This is a genomic window from Atlanticothrix silvestris CENA357 (assembly GCF_016056295.1).
Classification (GTDB): Bacteria; Cyanobacteriota; Cyanobacteriia; order Cyanobacteriales; family Nostocaceae; genus Atlanticothrix; species Atlanticothrix silvestris.
Genome location: NZ_JAECZB010000093.1, coordinates 42,616 through 63,279, shown reverse-complemented (window position 1 = coordinate 63,279; position 20,664 = coordinate 42,616). Strand labels below are relative to the sequence as shown.

17 protein-coding genes are annotated in these 20,664 nt (G+C 37.8%); 2 read left to right on the top strand and 15 right to left on the bottom strand.

Annotated features, from left to right (window positions below; genetic code table 11):
* Positions 1-151: 151 nt before the first annotated feature.
* Positions 152-877 carry a hypothetical protein gene (locus I8751_RS23655; protein ID WP_214441543.1) on the top strand — a complete coding sequence of 242 codons (726 nt, stop codon included), beginning with the start codon at positions 152-154 and terminating at the stop codon, positions 875-877.
* A 19-nt stretch (positions 878-896) separates the two neighbouring features.
* On the opposite strand, the gene I8751_RS23650 is transcribed toward I8751_RS23655, so the two are convergent.
* The 4 genes from I8751_RS23650 to I8751_RS23635 all read right to left on the bottom strand — a co-directional run bounded on the left by I8751_RS23650 (position 897) and on the right by I8751_RS23635 (position 3,884).
* On the bottom strand, positions 897-1,688 hold the full coding sequence (locus I8751_RS23650; RefSeq protein WP_214441542.1) for an ABC transporter ATP-binding protein: 792 nt from the start codon (positions 1,686-1,688) through the stop codon (positions 897-899).
* A gap of 25 nt (positions 1,689-1,713) precedes the next feature.
* Positions 1,714-2,649: a branched-chain amino acid ABC transporter permease gene (locus tag I8751_RS23645; RefSeq protein ID WP_214441541.1), complete on the bottom strand. Its 936-nt coding sequence runs from the start codon at positions 2,647-2,649 to the stop codon at positions 1,714-1,716.
* Positions 2,650-2,793: 144 nt separating this feature from the next.
* On the bottom strand, positions 2,794-3,333 hold the full coding sequence (locus tag I8751_RS23640) for a WcaF family extracellular polysaccharide biosynthesis acetyltransferase (protein ID WP_214441540.1): 540 nt from the start codon (positions 3,331-3,333) through the stop codon (positions 2,794-2,796).
* A gap of 8 nt (positions 3,334-3,341) precedes the next feature.
* Positions 3,342-3,884 (bottom strand): YdcF family protein, encoded by a 543-nt coding sequence (locus I8751_RS23635; protein ID WP_318780361.1) that lies wholly within the window; start codon positions 3,882-3,884, stop codon positions 3,342-3,344.
* A gap of 831 nt (positions 3,885-4,715) precedes the next feature.
* Between I8751_RS23635 and I8751_RS23625 the strand changes: the two genes are divergently transcribed.
* Positions 4,716-7,325 carry a DUF4082 domain-containing protein gene (locus I8751_RS23625; RefSeq protein ID WP_225894370.1) on the top strand — a complete coding sequence of 870 codons (2,610 nt, stop codon included), beginning with the start codon at positions 4,716-4,718 and terminating at the stop codon, positions 7,323-7,325.
* A 136-nt stretch (positions 7,326-7,461) separates the two neighbouring features.
* On the opposite strand, the gene I8751_RS23620 is transcribed toward I8751_RS23625, so the two are convergent.
* From I8751_RS23620 to I8751_RS23570, 11 genes are all read right to left on the bottom strand, one after another.
* On the bottom strand, positions 7,462-8,415 hold the full coding sequence (locus tag I8751_RS23620; RefSeq protein ID WP_225894369.1) for an SGNH/GDSL hydrolase family protein: 954 nt from the start codon (positions 8,413-8,415) through the stop codon (positions 7,462-7,464).
* Positions 8,416-8,474: 59 nt separating this feature from the next.
* Positions 8,475-9,260: a glycosyltransferase family 2 protein gene (locus I8751_RS23615; RefSeq protein ID WP_214441537.1), complete on the bottom strand. Its 786-nt coding sequence runs from the start codon at positions 9,258-9,260 to the stop codon at positions 8,475-8,477.
* Positions 9,261-9,315: 55 nt separating this feature from the next.
* Complete coding sequence (locus I8751_RS23610; RefSeq protein WP_214441536.1) at positions 9,316-10,458, bottom strand: glycosyltransferase family 4 protein; 1,143 nt, start codon at positions 10,456-10,458, stop codon at positions 9,316-9,318.
* A 24-nt stretch (positions 10,459-10,482) separates the two neighbouring features.
* On the bottom strand, positions 10,483-11,691 hold the full coding sequence (locus I8751_RS23605; protein WP_214441535.1) for a glycosyltransferase: 1,209 nt from the start codon (positions 11,689-11,691) through the stop codon (positions 10,483-10,485).
* A gap of 52 nt (positions 11,692-11,743) precedes the next feature.
* Positions 11,744-13,537, bottom strand: coding sequence for an asparagine synthase (glutamine-hydrolyzing) (asnB, locus tag I8751_RS23600; protein ID WP_214441534.1), 1,794 nt, complete (start codon positions 13,535-13,537; stop codon positions 11,744-11,746).
* 16 nt (positions 13,538-13,553) lie between these two features.
* Positions 13,554-14,705 (bottom strand): glycosyltransferase, encoded by a 1,152-nt coding sequence (locus I8751_RS23595; protein ID WP_214441533.1) that lies wholly within the window; start codon positions 14,703-14,705, stop codon positions 13,554-13,556.
* A 49-nt stretch (positions 14,706-14,754) separates the two neighbouring features.
* Positions 14,755-16,155, bottom strand: coding sequence for a hypothetical protein (locus I8751_RS23590; RefSeq protein WP_214441532.1), 1,401 nt, complete (start codon positions 16,153-16,155; stop codon positions 14,755-14,757).
* On the bottom strand, positions 16,152-17,162 hold the full coding sequence (locus tag I8751_RS23585; protein WP_214441531.1) for a glycosyltransferase family 4 protein: 1,011 nt from the start codon (positions 17,160-17,162) through the stop codon (positions 16,152-16,154). Before I8751_RS23585 ends, I8751_RS23590 begins: the two co-directional genes overlap by 4 nt.
* Positions 17,163-17,236: 74 nt before the next feature.
* Entirely contained in the window at positions 17,237-18,301 is a 1,065-nt protein-coding gene (locus I8751_RS23580) for an exostosin domain-containing protein (RefSeq protein WP_214441530.1), read from the bottom strand.
* A gap of 35 nt (positions 18,302-18,336) precedes the next feature.
* Positions 18,337-19,428 carry a glycosyltransferase family 1 protein gene (locus I8751_RS23575; protein ID WP_214441529.1) on the bottom strand — a complete coding sequence of 364 codons (1,092 nt, stop codon included), beginning with the start codon at positions 19,426-19,428 and terminating at the stop codon, positions 18,337-18,339.
* A gap of 23 nt (positions 19,429-19,451) precedes the next feature.
* On the bottom strand, positions 19,452-20,657 hold the full coding sequence (locus I8751_RS23570; RefSeq protein WP_214441528.1) for a glycosyltransferase family 4 protein: 1,206 nt from the start codon (positions 20,655-20,657) through the stop codon (positions 19,452-19,454).
* Between the last annotated feature and the right edge of the window lie 7 nt (positions 20,658-20,664).

Genomic DNA, 20,664 nt, shown 5'->3' with positions numbered 1-20,664 from the left:
TAACAATTTGAAATCTCTAAACTTTTAGAAACCTGGTCAACCTAGACCGGGTTTTTAAATTTTATAAGAGTTTTGATTTTCAATATGATTCTGGACGATTGTTCCGCAGCGAATACAATAGGACGGTTACATATTAGAGTGGAATAATTTAATGAATAACTGTCTTATGTGGAAGAAAATATTTATAGCTGTCAGTATAGCCACCTTTTCTTGTTCCTGTGAGCCAAGCGTTACCAAAAAAGTAGAACAGGCAAAGGCGACTGGCGAGCCACAGCCACAACCAAGTATTATTTATGGTGACTTGGTTATTAAAGAACAATCAGATTATTTGATGATTCCAGTTAATCTTGCAGTGCAAAATCAAAAGCAAGATAAAAGTTGGGATTTTTCGCGTTCTTATGAAAGAAATAATAGCCAACTACACAATATTATTTTTTACCATAAACAAGATGGCGTGTCTCACCTTTTATTAAATAGAAAAGCTATTATTAGTTCCTTCGATTTATTAGAAGTAAAGACTACAGGGAAAGCTCCTATTAGAGTTTGGTTATATAAAATCCTGGATGAAGACACAAATAAAGATCAAAAAGTCAATAACAAAGATGCAATTATTGGATATATTTCCGATTTGTCAGGCAAGAATCTCCAACAAATTACTCCAAATAATACTAAAATTATCAACTGGGTTGTAGTGCCTAGTCAAAATGCAATTTTCCTAAAAATTATTAAGGATTCTGATAATAACAAAAAATTTACAGCAGAAGATAAAATTAATTTTATTAGAGTTAATCTAGAAAAACCCAGTATGGGAACAGAAATTATTAGTGAGCAAATAGAGCAAGAAAGTAAGTCTTACATTCTAAAAGATCAGAATTAGGTAATGAAATATTGCTACCTTACTCATTTCCTAAATAAGCTTCAATCACAGCCGGATCATTTCTCACTACAGATGGTTTACCCAAGGCAATTAATTGTCCAAAATCTAAAACAGCAATGCGATCGCACAAGCCCATAACTAAAGGGACATGATGTTCAATTAAGATAATTGTCAGGTTGAAGCGATCGCGGAGATTGCGGATAAATTTACTCAGATATTGCTTTTCACTGGGATTCATCCCAGCAGCGGGTTCATCAAGAAGTAAGATTTGTGGTTCTAAGGCTAAGGCGCGGGCAATTTCTAAGCGGCGTTGATCACCATAAGCGAAGTTTTTGGCTTTTTCTTTGGCGCGATCGCTTAAACCCACCAAATCTAATAATTCCAAAGCTTTCTGTCTGCTTTTATATTCCTCCCCAGGAGCAGGTGGTAATCCCAAAATTCCTGTAAATATGTTGCTTTTAGTATGTAAATGCCGAGCAATTATCACATTTTCTAATGCTGATAATTCCCCAAACAAACGGATATTTTGGAATGTTCGAGCAATACCTAATCCAGCAATTTGATGGGGACGCAACTGAGAAATTAATGTATTTTGGTAACGCAATTCTCCACTAGAAGCTGGTATTAAGGCTGTAATCAAATTAAATAGTGTTGTTTTTCCAGCACCATTAGGGCCAATCAATCCAAAAATCTCATGTTTATTGACTGTAAAAGAAACATTATTCACCGCTACCAAACCCCCGAAGCGGCGAGTCAAAGATTTTACTTCTAAGGCTATATTGTTGCTATCTATTGAATTACTATGCGACATTATTGACAAGTTACATATTTGGAATTTACCTGCTTGACTTATTTCTAAATTTAACTATTTTAAAAATATCTGGAGTCACCAAACCTTGAGGAAAGAAGATTGTTCCTACAACAATTAGTAAGCCAAAAATAATTAATCTTCCATCACGTAAAAATTGTGCTAACCAATTAGGTAAACCACCTGTATCAGCTAGCCCTCGCAAAATTTCAGGTAAGGCTGTAAATACCATACCACCTACTACAGAACCTAAAAAAGTTCTTGAACCACCAATTAATACAAAAGTTAAGTATATAATACTAGCATCAAAAGTGCCTTGACGAGCATTCCAAGTGTTGAGAAAATGGGCACTAATAGCACCTACAACCCCTGCGACAATTGCTCCTAGGGTAAAGGCTAAAACTTTATAGTAAGTGGGGTTAATACCCATTGCTCCTGCTGCTAATTCATCTTCGCGGATAGCTGTAAACGCTCTGCCTACGCGAATACGCTCCAAACGATAAAACACTACCATACTTATTAATAGTAATGGTAGAGCAATCCACAAATATTCAATTTGAGTTGCGAAGGGCTGAGGAATGCCAAAAATACCTACAGCACCGCCTGTAATTTCTAAATTTAAGGATACAACTCGCAGGATTTCTACAAAAGCGATGGTAGCGATCGCTAAATAAATTCCTCGTAATCTCAACGCCGGAATTCCCACTGCTGCACCCAGTAAACCTGAAATTACACCAGCAATTAACATCTCCAATAATAATAATGGAATGGGATATAAACTACTACTAGATATAAAAATTTTTGTAGATAAAATTGCTGCAATATATCCACCTAAAGCATAAAAGCCAGGACTTGCTAATGATAGTTGCCCAGTCATCAAGGGTAAATAAAGTGATAGTCCCAGTAGTGCCCCTAATACCATTGAGACAATCAGCGAGCCGTAAGTAGAGAAAAATTCAGCCATTTTAAAATATTTTGATTACAAGGCTGGTCGCATACATGTTTATTTTCTCAAGTAAAGGCACAAATAAAAAATTGAATGTACTCAAAAGTGTACCTTAAACGCCTTGTTGTGACTGCGCCAGCCAATGCGATCGCAAAATTTATATCAAAGTTTTCGTTCTTTTATGGGTTGAGCTGGATTACCTGCATAAATTATCATTGGTTCTAAAGATCGCCCAGTAACTCCACCTAAAGTCAGTACTGCACCCTTACCAACAGTGACTCCAGGCCCAATTACTGACTTGGCTGCAATCCAACTACTCTCCTGAATATGAATTGGGGCAGGAATTAGTTGAAAATCAGGATGATTCCAGTCATGATTGCCGGTGCAGAGATAGACACCTTGAGATAGGCAAACATGATTTTCTATAGTGACAGCAGCCAAGTTATCGATCCAGGCACCTTCACCAATCCAAACATAATCGCCTACAGTTAACCGCCAAGGAAACTTTACTCTTACCCCTGGCTTGATACGGACACCTTGACCAATTTGCGCTCCAAAGCAACGGAGTATCCAAACTTTTAAGCTTGATATCGGGAGCCAGTAACTCTCAACGAAGGGCGAACCCACAAAATACCAAAGAAGTTGCTTCCAATAGGGTGCGCCTGGAGTATAAGTACCTAAAGTGTAGCTATCTAAACGCATATTTATACTCAATCAACATTCGGATTAAAACTCGCACCTGTACGACTGGTAAAAATCCAAAGTAGAGAGCGAGCAATATCACGAATTATATGAAGGGTGGTTTCTTTGGGTTGGTCTGATGGCACAGAAAGTGGAGTAAAGGCAATACCTCGGCTACCTAGGACAAGAGTAGCTATCGCTTCAGCTCTGGCCATGTGAAAGTCGGAAGTAATCAGGTATAAGTGCTGTATTTTGCGTTGTCTAAAATCTTGAACGAGGGTAGTGAAGTTAGTAACTGTATCAACAGCACGATAATCCAAGTAAAGACGGCTATCTAAAATATCTGCATCTTTAAAAATTTTGCGTATTTTATTGGAAGGGATACCAGAAGAAACCCAAATTTTTAGGGATGGATACCAACGAGCAAATTCGGCAGTAAATTTTTCTCGTTCTCCTAGGGTGGTGCCACCAAGCATAAGAATAGCTTGGGGTTGTGGTGCTTGATAAAAGGCGATCGCTAGACGTGCAGGAATGATAAGCAGTATCGTCAGGATAAAAATTACTGGAGCCAAAATCAAATATTTTGTAAGTTGACACTTGGATAATTTTACCCATCCTCTCATAAATTTAACTTATGATTTTTAAAAAAGTCTTGAGGATTCAGATGTTTAAAAGTGAGTCACAGAAAGGCTTTTAATTTTATTTCATCATTGGATTTAAATCTTATTTGCAATCAGCTAGGAAGTCAAGCTATTTTCCGCAAGTTATTAATAATTGGATTTTCAAAATTTGATGCCAATGCTTACATGGCAACAGTTTGGGCAATATTAAAATGATGTAAATCCTTACAAAAACTCTACTATTGTCTTTTTAAATAAACAAAATATTTCCTATTGAAGTATGTGTTACATACGAAATAATCAGTGGTTTAGCACGATAAATTTAAATTTATTTTTTGTCAAAAATCTTGCTAGTTATAGTTTTTACGGTTTTTTCATGCGATTAAATGCACGTAATTTTACTGTAATACTATTGACGTTATGTGAATTTATGGTAAATTTACCCATGCGGAATAAAAAACTTTCAAGTTTTACTGAGGAGGTAGCAGTTAACTGTTCATAGCATTTCTTGAATTTGTGCGATCAGATTCAAAACCACTCTCCCAAAACCTAGTTTTTTCATCGATTTAACTTAGTGTTAGCCACAATTTAAGGTTTAGTTCAAGTTTGTTCTGTAGGTAAGTTTTACGGCTTACCATAATTGGCCTACTGTTAAAAAGCTACCAAAAGTAGTTAACTTTTTCATGCAATTCAAGTTTTCGGTGTGTACCCCTAAATACTTCTGAACTTCTGGATATAGAAGTGTGTTCGCAACATCATAGATAATCGGCGGATGAGGTTCTTATGAAGCTTTTTAATAACGTTCTGACAGCAGTATCTTCTCCTGCTGTTCTATTTTGTATTGCTTTCATTGGTGCGGTTACAACCAATGCAGCTACTCTAACTCAAACGAATACATCCCCAATAGCAACCTATTCAATCACAGTCAAAGACAAGAACACTAACTCTGTTGAGAGTGGTAGTCTAAAGAAATTTTTAACCAACATAAAATTAGCACAGACAACTTCATCCACAAGCACAGTTTTTACAACTCAAGTTCCTAGTATTTCCAAGACTGATGGAGCTCCCTACGAATTAGGGATGAAATTCCGCAGTACCACAGACGGACAGATTAGCTCCATTCGCTATTGGAAACCTGCCAGCGAGACAGGAACTCATATTGGTAAAATCTGGTCAGCAACAGGAACTCTCCTGTCCAGCGTCACTTTTAGTAACGAAACTGCTTCTGGTTGGCAGAAACAGGCTCTAAGTACACCATTGAATATTCGAGCTAATACGACTTATGTGGTTTCTGTGAACGCGAATAGCCATTATGCCTACACAGAAAATCAATTAGCTAGTTCCATAGTCAATGGTAATCTTAGCTCAGTTGCTGACCTTAACAATGGAGTGTATAACTCAACTCGCGGAAATTTCCCGAATAGCTCCTACCGTAATAGCAACTATTTTCGTGACATCAATTTTGTTGCTGTTGCCCAATCAACAACGACTCCGACTCCGACTCCGACACCGACTCCAACACCGACACCGACTCCGACACCGACTCCAACACCTAGTAGCAGTACTTCCTGGAAAGAGAGGATTCTCAATGCTGATGGAAGTATAAATTGGACAGAATACACCAATGTAGCGCAGAATTATCACAAGCGCGAAATGATCGATTATCGTTTCGGTCCCAAATATAGCGACTTTCACACCACAGAAGAATCATTTCCGTTAGTATATCAGCCATCAAGTGACGGTATTATTCGCAAAAATGCTGGCGCTTGGTGCCGAGTAAATCCAGGAACAGACGGCGACCCAGGAGCAGCTTGGATGACATCGGGTCAAATGTTGTTTTCACCTGATGCAGATGCGCCTGCCGAGTATAAGTTCGGCTCATCAAACATGCGAAATTCTGATGGAGTCATCAGCTTCGTCGACAATGGGTTGTGCTTGAGAGCACGTGCAGAATGGATTGGGGATTGGTGGAATCGGAATAATATTAGTACTCCTACGACCCCAGCTGTTAAGGAATATTATGATGCTTCTGGTAGTACATTGCCGCTACCACCAGTTGCAACAGCTAGAGGAGTTGGTGGTGCCTCTGTGACTGGTTTTTTAGCCTTCCAGAATGGACTGATAGGGATTGCCGGAACTGGCAACGATGCATATACTTCGGAAGGGTATAGCTACCTTTCAACAAAACTTGATGCGGGGAAAGTCCCGACAGCAATGACAGTTACCAACAACAATGAGTTTGTGTTAGTAACTGTTTGGGACACTGTTAATCGCAAAGGACAGGTAGCAGTTTTAGCGGCGAAAACGCGCCAATTAGCTCAGGAGAACAGGTTTTACTGGGGGTTGCCAGGATGGCCAACTGTTAAAGGTCTCAAAGTGATTGGTTATGTTGATCTGCCATTTGCGGCACCGAATGCGATCGATGTGACAGTGAGTACAGTATTGGGTCATGCTCGAGGGTTTAATGATAACCTAAATGACGATTTGAATTCCCAGTCAGTACGTAACACTTGGTACAGCAGACAATGGGATGATGTCAATAATAATAAGTGGAAGCAGACAGCTCAAAGTGGATATGCGATCGTCAGTTCACGGGCAGAAAACAAGGTTGCATTTATCGACCTCCGTCCTCTGCTAAAGTACTATCGTAAGATGAACTTGACTACTCAGGCGAACTTTGATCAAACGAAGAATGAAGGTACAGCTTCTAACCAATGGCCACACACGTTTAGTTACGCACCAGAGCAGATGCCAGTTGTATCGAAAGTGTTGACTATTAATCAACCAACATCTGTTGCAACAGGTAACTGGTACAATACTGCTAAAAATCCAAGATCACAAAACTATGGTGAAGAACGCAAGCCTTTGATGACGGCATACATCGCTTCTATGGATGGTGCTGTGCGAATGTATGATGTCCAGTCGCTAATTTATCCAAATGCTACGGCTGCTGTTTCTGATAATCCGTTTAAATTATTCCAAGTCGGTAAAAATCCAGTTCAGATGTTTCATGGATTTTATAGCACTGCCAACGATGACTTGTTCATTGTTAGTCGTGGTGATCGAGCTATTTATTACGCATTTTACAATGGCATAATCAACGGAGTATTACGGGATTCCCGTCTGAAAGACCCTGTAAGTGTCGCAGTATCAACAGACGGTGCCGGATTTGGTGGTTCTGGACCAGATAAAGCTATGTATGCTCATGTGATGTCAGTGATGGACTTCGGTGGCAAACAAGTTGTTAACTACATGGTCAATGATGGGTTTAATTGGAATAGAGAACGGATAAATTTTGTCGGATCAAATGGAGAGAACCTCATTTTTATGCATGGATTCTCTAATCCAGTTAAGGGCAACCCCTTTATGGTCAACTTTGAAGAGGTCATTTAGAATTATATTTCGGATGGCGTGAAATAGGTTAAATCAAAACCTTGTATAGAACTATTCTGTACAAGGTTTTTTGCTATAAAACTGCGATGTTGAATTGAATTTTCCCTTTTACAAAAAAGTTATTGATCATGAGTACTCAACGAGTATGTACAGGTGAAGCTAGAGAACAACCTGAAAATTTCTGTTGTATGCAAAGCTGCTGAAAAATTAAATTTGCTACTACCTCATAACCAACTTCAGTTAAATGAACTTCGTCTCGAAAGTAAGTTTCAACAACATTAGTAGGAAGTTTCGACCAAGCTTCGTAAGTATCAAATACTGGTATTTGTAAAGAATTCACTACTTGCATAAACTCCGGTTTGTAAGGTGGAGTTACAGGTGTTGGAATTAAATCGTAACGATTAGGTGTAAACAGTACGTAAATTGGTGTTTTTTTATCCCGCACTAAATTGACTGCTGTTTTAAAAAATTCCATGTTTTTCTGAAAATGTTGAGCCACTTGTGCAGGGGAAATCTGAGGAATTTCTTGATTAGAAAATGGGTTTAAGTTAACGTTTCCCAACAATCGAGGTAGTATGTAGCGAGTAAAAGCCTCTTGAATTGCTGACAAAGAATGAACTGGGTAATTAGGATCTTTTCCCACACGTTCACCTGTGCTAGTAGGTTGAGTTAGATCGTGTGTACCAATTTGTAAAATTACAATATCACTACCAAAAGTACCAAACTTTTTTAAATAACCTAAGTGATTGCCAATTCCCCATGAGCCGGCAGAAGCATTCAATACTTCTGTAGTTTGCCCTGAAGCTTTTAGTTTGGCTTTCAATTGTTCAGTAATTATTTGTTTTTGGTCAATAGGATTACCACCATTGAGAACTGAGTCTCCAACCATTAAAATTCTCAGAGTTCCTTCAAGTTTTTGTAGACTGATGGGTTGAGAACGTTGAGAGTACTGGTTGTATTCTATTCGTTTGCCAAAGCGAACTATTTGTTGATTAGGTTGAAAGCGATAGCCTGTAGAAATATCAGCTTGGCTTAAAACAGGATTTCCTAGCCCAAATAAAAGCCTTAAAGAGACTTCAATAGCTACCAAAAAGATGGCACTAAATATTAGTATTCTATATTTACCGAATTTGGATTTTTTTTTACGCATCAATGCTTATTAGTCTGGTTTAGCTCAAGTTTTTCATACTCAATTAAGCGGATTGATAACAAAATTTCGGCTAACATCCGCTGGAAAGCATAGTACCAGCCAGCCCATCCATCCAAGATGCCTCCTTTTAAAATTAGACAATACAATAGGATAATAAAGGGAGCAACAATCTTTTGTTTGCGAATGCGATCGCCCAAACTCAATTCGTTAGCTGAAGTTTCCAGTAATTTTTTGACTTCAACTATCATATAGCGATCCTGCGCCCACAACCAACGGCTTAAAGACTTGCGATCATCATGATGAATACAACCAGAAAGCACTGCTGATTTACCAGTGACTTCTAAAAGTTGAGTGTGTCCATCATCTATGTAAATTGCTTTCTCTTTGCGAAAAAGAACTTGTCGAGGCGGAAGTATTGTACCTCTTAGGGGCTTGCCAAAAACGCAGTATTTGAATTTGGTGAAGTAGCCATTTATCTGCTCATTATCTGGTAAAGATGTAATTTCAATAATTAACTCATCTGTAACTATGTAATCTGCATCTAAAGAAAGCACCCATTGAGATTTGACTTGCTCCAAACCATAGTTCCACTGCGTAGCATGAGTATCAAATTTACGTTGAAAAACTTGTATGTGCGGATGAGAATGCAAAATTTCTAAAGTTTCATCATTGCTATAGCTATCAACAACTACAATCGTCTTTGCCCAAGTCAAATGTTGCAGGGTACGCTTAATATTGGGCGCTTCATTGTAGGTGAGGATAAGAGGAGTAACTTCTTTAAGCATCAAAAACCTCACAGTTTAATTGCTTCTGCACTATCTTTCTTTTTGACCAAAATTTTTATCCTGATTTTTTACCAGAATTTAGTAAATTTTCAAAATTAGAAAGGTATGATTTAGCAATACGCTCATAACTAAATTCAGATGCTTTTTGGCTAGCATTATCACTCATCTGACATATATTATCTTTGGAACTGGAAATAGCTTTTGTTAATGTATTCGCTAAATTTTGTGCTGCGTTAGAGTCACGATGATTAAAGAAATATCCTGTTTCTCCATCTTCTATATAATCTTTAAAACAAGATAAGTCTGATACTATAGGAACTAAGCCACAGACCATTGCTTCTAGAGGAGCGATTGGAAACGCTTCGCCTTTTTCAGCTAATGAAGGATAACAGAATAAATCTGCGCTTCGATATATTTTAGCAAGTTGTTTTGTATCAAAAATTGGTTCTATAAACTCAACTTTTAAACCTTCTGCTTTTAGTTTAAGCTGATGAAAATATCCTTCACCACCTCCACCTTGACTACCTTTTACTGGGCCTAAAATTTTTAACTTGGCTGGAGAGTCCTGTTGAGATAATAGAGCAAAGGCATCTAATAAAAGATGAATTCCTTTTTCTGGATGAATTCTGCCTACATATAAAATCACCTTCTCTGCTCGCTCTGGTTTCGATTGAGCAGACGGATAGAATACGCGAGTGTCAACAGGATTGGGAATTAATCGCATCCGGGGAATCGCATTAGGGTACTGTTGAGCAATTCCGTCCCAAATTGCTTGCGACAGAACTGTAAACAAATCTACACGAGCATATAAAGGGTATTGCCCTTTAGGAAAGCGACCGACACTGACAACAATTTTGCCAACTCTAGAACGTAGTGGAGCAAATACAGGCAACCAAAAATCGTTGATCACCAAAATATCTGCGTGGGGTAAAGTAGGAAAAGTCAAAAAGGCATAAGCCAAATCTTTCAGCAAGTCAAACCAGATATTTGGACTTTGGGAAAAACCACCTTTGCGAATGTATTCAACATTGTTAATGTTTTCTGTATCTGGTTGGCTTGGATAAGAACGACATAAAATAGTCACTTGATGACCTGCGGCGGCAAATTCTTCTGCCAATCCTTGCCAAAGACGATGATGCGCTCCTCCCTGTAAAGTAGGTACAGGAAACCAAGGGCCTGTAGCAATAGCTATTTTCACATTAACCTCTCTGTTATCAGCCCATTATTCATTAACTTGAATACAACTAGGAGGACTACCCCCATTCAGAATCCAATGGTAAACACTGGCCATATCTTTAGCGATTACGCTCCAAGAGTATTTGGTTTCAACTAAGTTTCGTCCTTTTAAACCCATTGCTTGTCGCTGACTCTCAGGCATTTCTATCGCCTCTATTAAAACATCCATGAGTGCTTGCTGATTATCTTCAATCCACCAACCACAACCATAACCTTCTAAATCTTTCCAGGGCGCGCCTTTGGTAGTAATCACAGGTACTCCATAAGCTAAAGATTCTGCTATGGCAATGCCAAAATTTTCCGAGTGAGTTGGTAGAACAAACAAATCTGCATTACATAAGGCAGAAGCTTTTTGTTCTCCTGAAAGCATCCCTGTAAAAGTTACTCGTGGCTGTAATTCTAATTGTGCTGTTAACTGTTCTAATTTTGCTTGATAGCCAATTAAGTCGGGACCTGCAATGATTAAATGCCAATCAGGAAATTGAGTGATTAGCTTTTTCCAGACATAAAGTAAATTGTCTATACCTTTTTTAGGATGAATCCTAGATAAAAATAAGAGCCATTTTTTTTTAGTGATTTCAGGGAACTGTTTAAATAAAATCTCTCGATTAGGTAGATTACTGAGATTAGGTAGACTTACTCCATTAGGAATTAAAGCGATAGGTTGACGAAAATTAAGCTGGCGAATGGATTTAGCTTCTTCATCTGAGGTTGCATGGAAGGCGATCGCTTTTTGGAGGTTCTGCTGTTCATACAGATACCATGCAGGTAATTTTTTGAACCAGCTATTTCTTAAAGACCACGACTCCAGCATTCCTCTCGGAGAAATTATCAATGGTAAATTATTGTTTACAGCTGCTTGACGAGCATACAGATTCGGAAACATCCACAGCCCATGATTATGAATTAAATCTAACTCACATGATGCTATTTGCTGTAAAGCATAGTTGGCACTAGGTTGAAATCCCCGTAAATATTTGGCTAATTTTGTAGCAGAATAACTATGAACATTTACATTTATAGTAGGAACTTGTTTCCCAGCATTTTGATAGTCAAGGGTGAATAAATGAGAGCAAATTTGTAGCTCAGATAAAGATTGAGCTAGATTTGTTACAGAATATGCTGGCCCACCTACAACTTCGTTTATACTAGCAACTACCTGACAAACACGTAGTTGCTTGGTATTTGTTTTCATATTTAAGGATTAGCTTGATTGATATAGCTAATTACACAAGCTATTTACTAGTCTAGTTTGAAATATTCTCCCACCAATGTTGAAATAAAGCTAGACTCCAACGACGATACCACATACTTAACGGTATATCGTTAAACGCAGGAACTCGCTGAAAACACTCATGCCATTCCTGTTGAAGCCATTGTTGAAAAGGGAAGTAAAATCCACGTTTGGGACGATTGTACACCCAAGTGGGTAATTCTGGAACAGCTTGAATTAATAACTGCTTGTTAGACATTAAACGTAAATTGCTAGGAATTGAAGAAATTGTTTCGACAAGAACACGATCAACTAGTGGAACTCGCAGTTCTAAACCCCATGCCATACTCATCACATCACTATCTCTTAATAGCTGATTACGCATATAGCCACTAATTTCTAATAAACTAACTTCATCCTCTAGGGTTGGCTGGGAAGTAATTTGATTAGTACTGTAACGTTCAAGTAAAACATGATCTGGAAGATATCGTTGAGCAATTTTGCAAGCTTCTTGATGAGAGAATATTCCCCGAAAACTGCGGTAAGCGGCACCTGAATCGGGAGGTTGTTGTAAAAAATCTCCTAAACGTCTCATTTTTGGCGATCGCGCCCAATTCTCTAACCCCTTCCCAATGCCAATATTGATGGGATAAAAAGCCTTAATTTTTCTGCCTAATCGAACCATTTGTGGAACTTTTTGAAAAGAACCATAACCTCCAAATAGTTCATCTCCACCTAAACCGGAAAGAACAACTTTTGTACCATCGTCGTGCGCTACTTTGGAGACACAGAATGTATTGAAGCCATCTATACTAGGCTGGTCAATTGTTTCTAAAAATTTTGGAAATAGAGCTTTGGCTAAATCAGCAGTAATTTTATATTCTGTATGCTCAGTATCAAATTCTTGAGCAGCTTTGCTCGCAATTTCGCCTTCATTCCACTCTGATTCTGCAAATGCAATTGAGTAAGTTTTTAGTAAACCTTTTTGGGTTTGACGTGCTAAGGCTAAAACTGCCGTTGAATCAATCCCGCCACTCAGAAATATACCTACAGGTACATCACTCACAAAATGATTATGAATAGAATTAATTAAAGCAGCCCTTACTTTTGCTTGAGCTTCCGCAAGTGAAGTTTCTGCTGGAGTAAAATCAATTTGCCAATATTGTTTTTGACTAATTTTACCTGCTTGCCAATGCAATGAATGACCAGCATTGAGGCAGTAAACTCCTTCAATTAACGTATTTGGCTCTGGCACAGAACCACTAATTAAATAACCATACAATCCCTCTGCACTCAAGTTAATCGCAGGTAAACGGGATGCAAGAATAGATTTAAGTTCTGAAGCAAAAACTAACGTTGAACCAGATTGCCAATAATAAAGTGGCTTTATGCCTAAAGGATCACGAGCTAAAAAACAAGTTTTTTCAGCATCATCCCAAATTGCAAAAGCAAACATACCGCGTAAATAGCGGACACAATCAGAACCTACTCTTTGATAAAGTTTGAGAATTATTTCTGTGTCTGTTTGGGATTTAAACTCTTCGCCTTGGCTAATCAGGTCTTGCCTAATTTTTTCAAAGTTATAAATCTCACCATTGAAAACAATCCAATAACGCCCATCGGAAGTAGACATGGGCTGATGTCCGGCCAAGCTGAGGTCGAGAATTGCGAGACGAGTATGGGCGAGGGCTACTTGTTTTTCCTGAGCAATGTAAATACCCGAATCATCAGGGCCACGATGACGTATGGCAGCTTGCATTCCCTGAATAATGGTTTGCAAGTTATCTTGATACTGATTAACTGTAAGAATTCCAGCAATACCACACATTTAAAATATTAGCTCCTTACACTTGGAAATACTCATCCAAATAGCTATCTAGAGTAGCTTTAAAATGCTCGTACCCAAACGTTTCAATTACTTTAGAACGTAGCGCTTGAGGTTGATACATTAAAGCATTAGGATAAGTACGTTGTAAAATTTGAACCAGCGTTTGAGCAATTTCTTCTATATCATCAGGATTAACTAATGCTCCGAGTTCACCATGACAAAGCGCATCTATCGCTCCATCTTGGTTTCCACCCAGTGCAGGTTTCCCACAAGCTAAGGCTTCAAGGTAGACAATTCCAAAACCCTCGCCTTTACTCGGCATTGCAAATACATCGCACAAGTTATAGTGAGGAACGAGTTCTTCATCTGGAATAAATCCGGTTAGAGTAACGTAGTTTTGTAGGTTGAGATTTTGCACTACTTCCTCAATCCGAGGACGGTCATTACCTTTACCAACTATTAAATAGTGAACATTGGGAATTTGCTGTCGAATTTGGGGTAGTGCCCGAATAACTTGATCGTAACCTTTGTAACCTTCACTACTAGATAGCCGAGCAACAGTTAAGATTATCAGCTGGTCTGGAGTTAAACCATATCGTTCTAGTAAGTATTTTGATTTGGGGGCAATTTCAAACCGATTTGCATCAAAGGTAACTGGCAAAAGTGAAATTTGATCAGGCTCAAGGTTTTGTTCTTTAAGCAGGCGATCGCGTGTATACCCACTCACTGAAAGTATTTTTCCTGCTGACTGTAAAGCTTTTTGTTTAATAGGATTTTTTAGGCTCCAAACTTCAATACCGTGAACTACTACCCAGTAGTGAATTCCTATTAAACGATGAATCCAGTAAGCGACAGGGGCAAAGTTGATGTGACCAGTTAAAATCAGATTTGGGCGTTTATTTATTGAGTCCAAAATCAGACTCACCGCAAAATAAATACTTCTGATAGTATGTGGTATGTTGCCATAAAAATGGAAATCAACATGATTGGAAACGGATTCTCGTTTACTTTTATTTTTGTCAAGCTTGTTATAAACTTCTATCTTTAAATTAGGAATATACTCAGTCGCCGCTATTAACAAAGCCTGTAAATAAGTTTGTATTCCTCCCTTGACATCAAATATATTTGGAAACCAAAAATGGACTTTTTTATTATTGATATTTTTCATGAAAATAAAAAATATATATACTATAACTAACTAATTTAGATATTATGTTTTATGTCTTTCTTTGGTAATTCAGGATCATTTGCTGTCGTTGGCGGTTATTTTCGATTGCTTCTAATTTAGGTAATAAGAAAATAAATCCATTTAAAAACCAATAATAAACTACAGCCAGAGGATGAACTACAACTTGACCTATGAACCACAATACATGAATCAAGAAAGAAACTAATGCCAAATCTTTTAAAAATGGTCTGGTGAGTTTTCGATAAGCTGACCAAGTTGCTATTAAAAGAGCAATACGCATTCCGTACCAGAGTATAAAACCAAATATCCCTATTTCAATAGTGACACGATGCGTTTCTGCTTCAGCAGGCGGAGTAGGTAAACCTTTAGGCAAGTCAAACAATCTTTGAAAAGTCTGGCGAGCAGATTGAGTTGCACCAGTGCCATAAGAGTCTAGAATAAATTTACCAGGTAGAGTATGAATAGATAAAGAATAAGCTATTCTAGCATCGCCTTTAGCAGCATCTACGACACTTCCACGAGATGAAAATGCCTCTAGGGCTGGAGCAAAGTAATGAGACAAAATAACTACACCTAAAACAGCCGGAATAGCCATTTTCTTGAAAAAATTTATCATTTTTGATAAATTATCAAAACTTTTTATCAACAAATAAAATAACAATATAAACACAGAATAGCCAATTACTCCACGAGAACCAGTCATAAAAAAATTAGCTACCATTAATAATAATTCTAATAAAATAATTAATCTCCATTTTTGGGAATTCCTATCTTGATTTGTAAGATATGTAATGAGAAATGCAAAATTTAAGACTAAATATGATGTATAAATATTGGGAAAAGCAAATACACTAGATATTCTCAATTTACCCTCACCAAAACCAAGTGATTCCGATGCCTCCTCCCCTCCAGGGGCCACATTAAGAAGGCTAGAAGCTGGGCTGGAAAATTGAGCAATTCCTAAAATACAAACCGGAATTAAACACAAAAGATAATTGCGTAAAAATTTATACAGTTCTTCCTCTGAATCAAATAAGTTTGGAAGCATCCACATCAAAGGAACATACAATAAATAACGACTTAAACCAAAAATTCCAATAATAGGTGATCCCAAGTCAGGATTAAAGGACTGAAAGAACAACCATACCGAAGCTAAGGCTAAAAAGCCGTGAATAATACCTGTATAATTATTTTTAATTAGTGTCTTTGGTCTATTAGATAAAAGAAAATATTTAATATAAGCAAGAACTAAAATAAAATCTTTTAAAAGATACATAAGGTTGCTAGCCTGTGGTAATATCCACTTTCGTAAAGCACCATCAAGAATTATTAAAAATAAGACTCCCTTAACTAGCTGCTGCCAACTGATGCTGCTGATAGCAATAAGTATAATTATTAAAAAGGGTAGAGCAAGAAAGATGATGTTCATTGCACTATTGCTTCCATAACTTGGAGATAGGCTTTAGCAACAGAGCCTTTACAGTGTTTTATTAAATGAGCTTCTCGATGTTTTTGATACATATCGAACTGATCAAGATTGGTGAGTAATTCGGCTAATATTTTTGTCAAATCTTCTACACTTTCATTAGAAAATGTAACCCCACATGAACCAATAGCATCTTTCAATCCTCCAGCTTTTGAACCAACAACCACGCATCCACAAGCAATTCCCTCTAAAGCTACAATACCGAATGGTTCTTGCCATTTGGATGGTACAACCAGGATTTTATGAGCATTTAACAGTCGAGCTAGAGCTTCTCCACGCTGAGTCCCTACAAATTTAACCTGATCCGCAATTCTAAGAGTTTGTGCTTGTTGTTTAAGTTGGTCTTCTTCTGGCCCTTGACCAATAATGGTTAGGTTAGGTTCCAACCCTTGCTGATTCAGTAGTGCTAGTGAATTGAGGAGTAAATCAGCACCCTTATCCGAAACTAAACGCCCAAGAAAGACTAAATCTTGATTCCGAGTAATTTCTGGCATTTCATAAAACACGTCATCCTGGTAGGAGTTAGGAATGACCGTTGTCATGGCAGGAAGTTGATCTGCGATCGCCTGACTAGGTGCTATATTGGTCGTAAATCGCGTCATCCAATGTTTCAGGGCAGATGGCCACGTTAATTTAGTTCCTGGATAGCGATACCACGTCTGATGAGTGACTACCAAAGGCTTTTTCAGGAGTAAAACAGGCCAAACTGCTTTCAAACTTATACAACCATGAAAAGAGAGGTCACACCAAAGGGTTAAGTTGAGAAGTTGACTAATCGTGGGACATCGAATTACCTCAAAAGGAAAACTATCAACTTCATTTGTTGGAGATTGAGTAGCTACTTTTACATCATGTCCATGAGCGACAAATTCATGGGCAAGATTTAACATAACTGTTTCTAGCCCACCAATATAAGGGTAAAAAACAGATGAATATATGAAAATTTTCATTATTTATATGTAATTTTTAATATATTATTAAATAATGTAACTTAACTAAAAAATCGATATATATCTCAAATAGGCTACATAGAAGTATTTAAAGATTGAAATTTTGATTTCAGTTTATTAATTAGAGTTCTCTCCCTGACTGCTCTCACAAAACTTTGCAAAGGAGTCCATCCCCTTTCCCAATCAAACTTCCAAGTTAGCCACTGTTTTTGATAAAAACTCTCATCATAATCAATATCTCTTTCTAAAAGAATGCTTTCAATATAGTTGAGCATCCGAAAGAAAATTATGTCTGGACTAAAGAAATTTTCCCAAGTTTGCCTAGCTAATTGGCCCATTTCTGAGGCATAAGGTTCATAAGATCGGATAATCTCTGGTAAATCATTCACCTTGCTCTCAGAAATTCTGAGTGAAAAATCATTCCAAGATGGCCCTTCAGGTGGAACCCATTGATCGGATAATATGACGGGAACTCTACCTAGTTGCATAACTTCATATAATCGAATGGAGGCAGGAGACCAACCTCTGGGGCATAAAACAAACTTGCTATCAATGATTTCTTCAATATATAAATTTTGCTGGTTAGTATTGTAGTCAAAGAATTTAGTACTTACTATTTTATTGATAGAAACATCACTAATTGAAAAATTTGCATCAAAAATTTTTTGACGGACTTGTACATTTGCTGCACCTCGGAAAGAAAATAGTAATCTTGGATTAATATGTTTTTTTTCTTGATATAATTTTCCGCACGAAGGATTGTATTCTCTTAAATAGCCTCCAGATCTAAATCGTTGACGATTGATTTGTGAAGTCAAGAGACTTGTATAAACTCCTGGTAAAAAACCCCAAGACGTATCGGCGCAATCTATCACAAAACATCGATTAGGATATTTAAAAATTAAATCTTCGTCTAGTAATATATAAATATACTCTCTAAACTTAACGTATTCCGGTTCAATATAAACAATTATATCCGCGTCTTCAGGAGAGTTTGCTAATGAATAACGTTGCCCTTCTAATCGGCGCATGCTTTCTCGCGCTGGTTCAATCAGATTATGCTTTGCATCCTCGTGATATTTTCTACTCTGTTCAAATTTTGAATCTTTTCTCGCTGTTGTTGTTAACCAAACTTTCATATAGTTAAATCTAAAATCTATTTAAGCTGATAATTTTATTGGTAGAAAAGCTGATTTATAAGTGTTTTGACATGTGCTGATGCATTATGATTCTGATACCATGTATAAGCCTGATTAGCAATCATTTGCCCTTGTTCTAAACTCATCTCTCTAGTTTGGTTGTCTGCGAGCCAGTAGTGCTTGTTGATTTCTAAACCATCCTGCTCTTTTCCCCAAGCATAGTAGGTAGTGCCAACCGGAGTAACTCCATGAGCGCTGTAAGCAGCAAAAGTACCTGAGCGAGTTAGGAAGTCAAGAGGATAATGAAAAAAACCTACCCATGAATCTTGCAGAATCTCACTAATATTTTCAGCAGATTGTTGCCCCAATTTAACTATAGGAATATCATTAATTGCAGATATTGACAGGTTTATTGGTGGCCCAATATCAATAATCTCTTGAATATCTAGTTCTTGACAAACACGTTTCAGGGCAGTTGTCGATTGTTCATAAACTTTTAATCGATTGCCAGTGTTACCAAAAACGACTAGTCGTGGTTTGCGGTCAGCTAGCGGTTTAATTTTTTCTGGCTCACCAACATTTGAAAAAACGGGTAAAGTTGGAATTTGTTGGTTTTTACCTGGGCAAAGCTTGTGCAGTATCTTTGCATATTCAGGCTTATTAGTATTTATATGATCGCTCATACTTACAAGACGAGCAACAAGATATTTTTGTAGTGGTTCTGTCCAAAATGCGCTACTCCAAATCGGATAACCAGTAGCGTAAAGTTCATGAAACATAGTGACTAAAGTACCTTTATTTGTCTTGGTTTGCCACTGCCGCAGTCCATCCACCAACCAGAAAGGACAGCCACGTGGAGCATAACCATAGCCAACATATTGTAATAGTATTTTAGTGGAAGATGAGGAAATTTCCTTTAAGACAGAAACTAAGGCTTTTGCAGAACGCTCATCAACTTTGCGAATTTGAAAATTTTCTATCTCTGTGGCTCCATTCCAATTAGGATCACCCACAACAAAGCAGGTTGATATCCCAAAGTCTTGACGCAATTTCCTAGCTAAAATTGTTGCATAATCACTGACTCCGTTGATAACTGGAGGCATTTGTGGAACTATTTGGATAATCATCTGACAAGATTTATTACTCTTAATTATCCTTGTGACAAAATTTGTTTAAATAAAGTCTGCAATTGTTCGCGATAACGTTGGGAAGTAAATTTTTGGGCAAAGTTGGCTGCAATTTCACCTAAACTTGCACAGTATTCTCGATTTTCTTGTAAGATTGAAAGCTTTTCAGCGATCGCTTCGGCATTCATAATTGGCACTCGCCAGTTTTCATCTGGAACCGGAACACCACAGTTTTCGCTGACAATTACAGGTAAACCGCAAGCCATTGCTTCCATTGCTACCCAGCCAAAGGTATCAACCAACGAAGGCAAAACAAGGACATCTGACTGCCAATAATATTCTCGTAATTGAGCTTTGGTCATTGTGGGCACATAATTAAATTTGCCTGCTGCTTTTTCCAGAAACTCAGCAATTTCGGAAGTTTTAGCACCAATCAAACTCAGTTCCACACTAGAACCACATAACTCCATTGCTTTTAACAAGTAGGGAACCCCCTTGCGTAAACAAAGTCCTCCTACAAATAATACACGCAATACACCTGAATTTTTAGGAATTGCTGCTGGTGGCGGATAAAAGGTAGTTGTATCTGCCCATAATGTGATTGTTGCTAATTTTTCAGGAGCAAACCCTGCGTCTAAAAAACTCCGTTTCTGAGGTTCGGAAATCAGCAGCAAAAAATCTGCCAGTTCAAATTCCTGCAACTTTTGTTTTCGCCAAGTCGAAGTATCTATAGTTTCAGGTACAGGAATACTCAAATCTGATGCAGCGTCAGCGATAACTCTATCCAAAAAATCTGGATGTACTTGATGGCAATCTAAAAGAGTTGTCATATTTCGCTGATGAGCGACTTCCAAACACCGGAGAGCGCAAGTTTCTACACCAACAAAAAGTTGGCTAGTGACAGATTTTAATTTTTGCGCCGCCCATTTATCAAAAAGATTATTGGTTGCTTCCCAATCAGCAGGCCCAAGCCTTTTGCGCTGCATTTGCTTGAAATACTGAAATGCTAAAGGCCAAGGATACTCTTTAACATGCTGCAAATTCAGTTCTGGACAACGACGGTTAATGAGGCGATCGCGTCCAAACATCAGGGAAAACAGAGCGCCCCATTTACCTGGTGCATCAATTACAGAGCAAAAAAAGTTGTCCAGTTCGCCTAGTTCTTGAGCAGCTAGAGCAATCTGATATACCTGATGAACGCTGCTATAGGCAATACTAATTCCTGGCACGTTAGAA

What these genes read in the sequence shown, in the direction of transcription:
- I8751_RS23655 (WP_214441543.1), top strand. Translation starts at nt 152, where the DNA reads ATGAATAACTGTCTTATGTGGAAGAAAATATTTATAGCTGTCAGTATA.
- I8751_RS23650 (WP_214441542.1), bottom strand. Translation starts at nt 1,688, where the DNA reads ATGTCGCATAGTAATTCAATAGATAGCAACAATATAGCCTTAGAAGTA.
- I8751_RS23645 (WP_214441541.1), bottom strand. Translation starts at nt 2,649, where the DNA reads ATGGCTGAATTTTTCTCTACTTACGGCTCGCTGATTGTCTCAATGGTA.
- I8751_RS23640 (WP_214441540.1), bottom strand. Translation starts at nt 3,333, where the DNA reads ATGCGTTTAGATAGCTACACTTTAGGTACTTATACTCCAGGCGCACCC.
- I8751_RS23625 (WP_225894370.1), top strand. Translation starts at nt 4,716, where the DNA reads ATGAAGCTTTTTAATAACGTTCTGACAGCAGTATCTTCTCCTGCTGTT.
- I8751_RS23615 (WP_214441537.1), bottom strand. Translation starts at nt 9,260, where the DNA reads ATGCTTAAAGAAGTTACTCCTCTTATCCTCACCTACAATGAAGCGCCC.
- I8751_RS23605 (WP_214441535.1), bottom strand. Translation starts at nt 11,691, where the DNA reads ATGAAAACAAATACCAAGCAACTACGTGTTTGTCAGGTAGTTGCTAGT.
- asnB (WP_214441534.1), bottom strand. Translation starts at nt 13,537, where the DNA reads ATGTGTGGTATTGCTGGAATTCTTACAGTTAATCAGTATCAAGATAAC.
- I8751_RS23595 (WP_214441533.1), bottom strand. Translation starts at nt 14,705, where the DNA reads ATGAAAAATATCAATAATAAAAAAGTCCATTTTTGGTTTCCAAATATA.
- I8751_RS23590 (WP_214441532.1), bottom strand. Translation starts at nt 16,155, where the DNA reads ATGAACATCATCTTTCTTGCTCTACCCTTTTTAATAATTATACTTATT.
- I8751_RS23585 (WP_214441531.1), bottom strand. Translation starts at nt 17,162, where the DNA reads ATGAAAATTTTCATATATTCATCTGTTTTTTACCCTTATATTGGTGGG.
- I8751_RS23580 (WP_214441530.1), bottom strand. Translation starts at nt 18,301, where the DNA reads ATGAAAGTTTGGTTAACAACAACAGCGAGAAAAGATTCAAAATTTGAA.
- I8751_RS23575 (WP_214441529.1), bottom strand. Translation starts at nt 19,428, where the DNA reads ATGATTATCCAAATAGTTCCACAAATGCCTCCAGTTATCAACGGAGTC.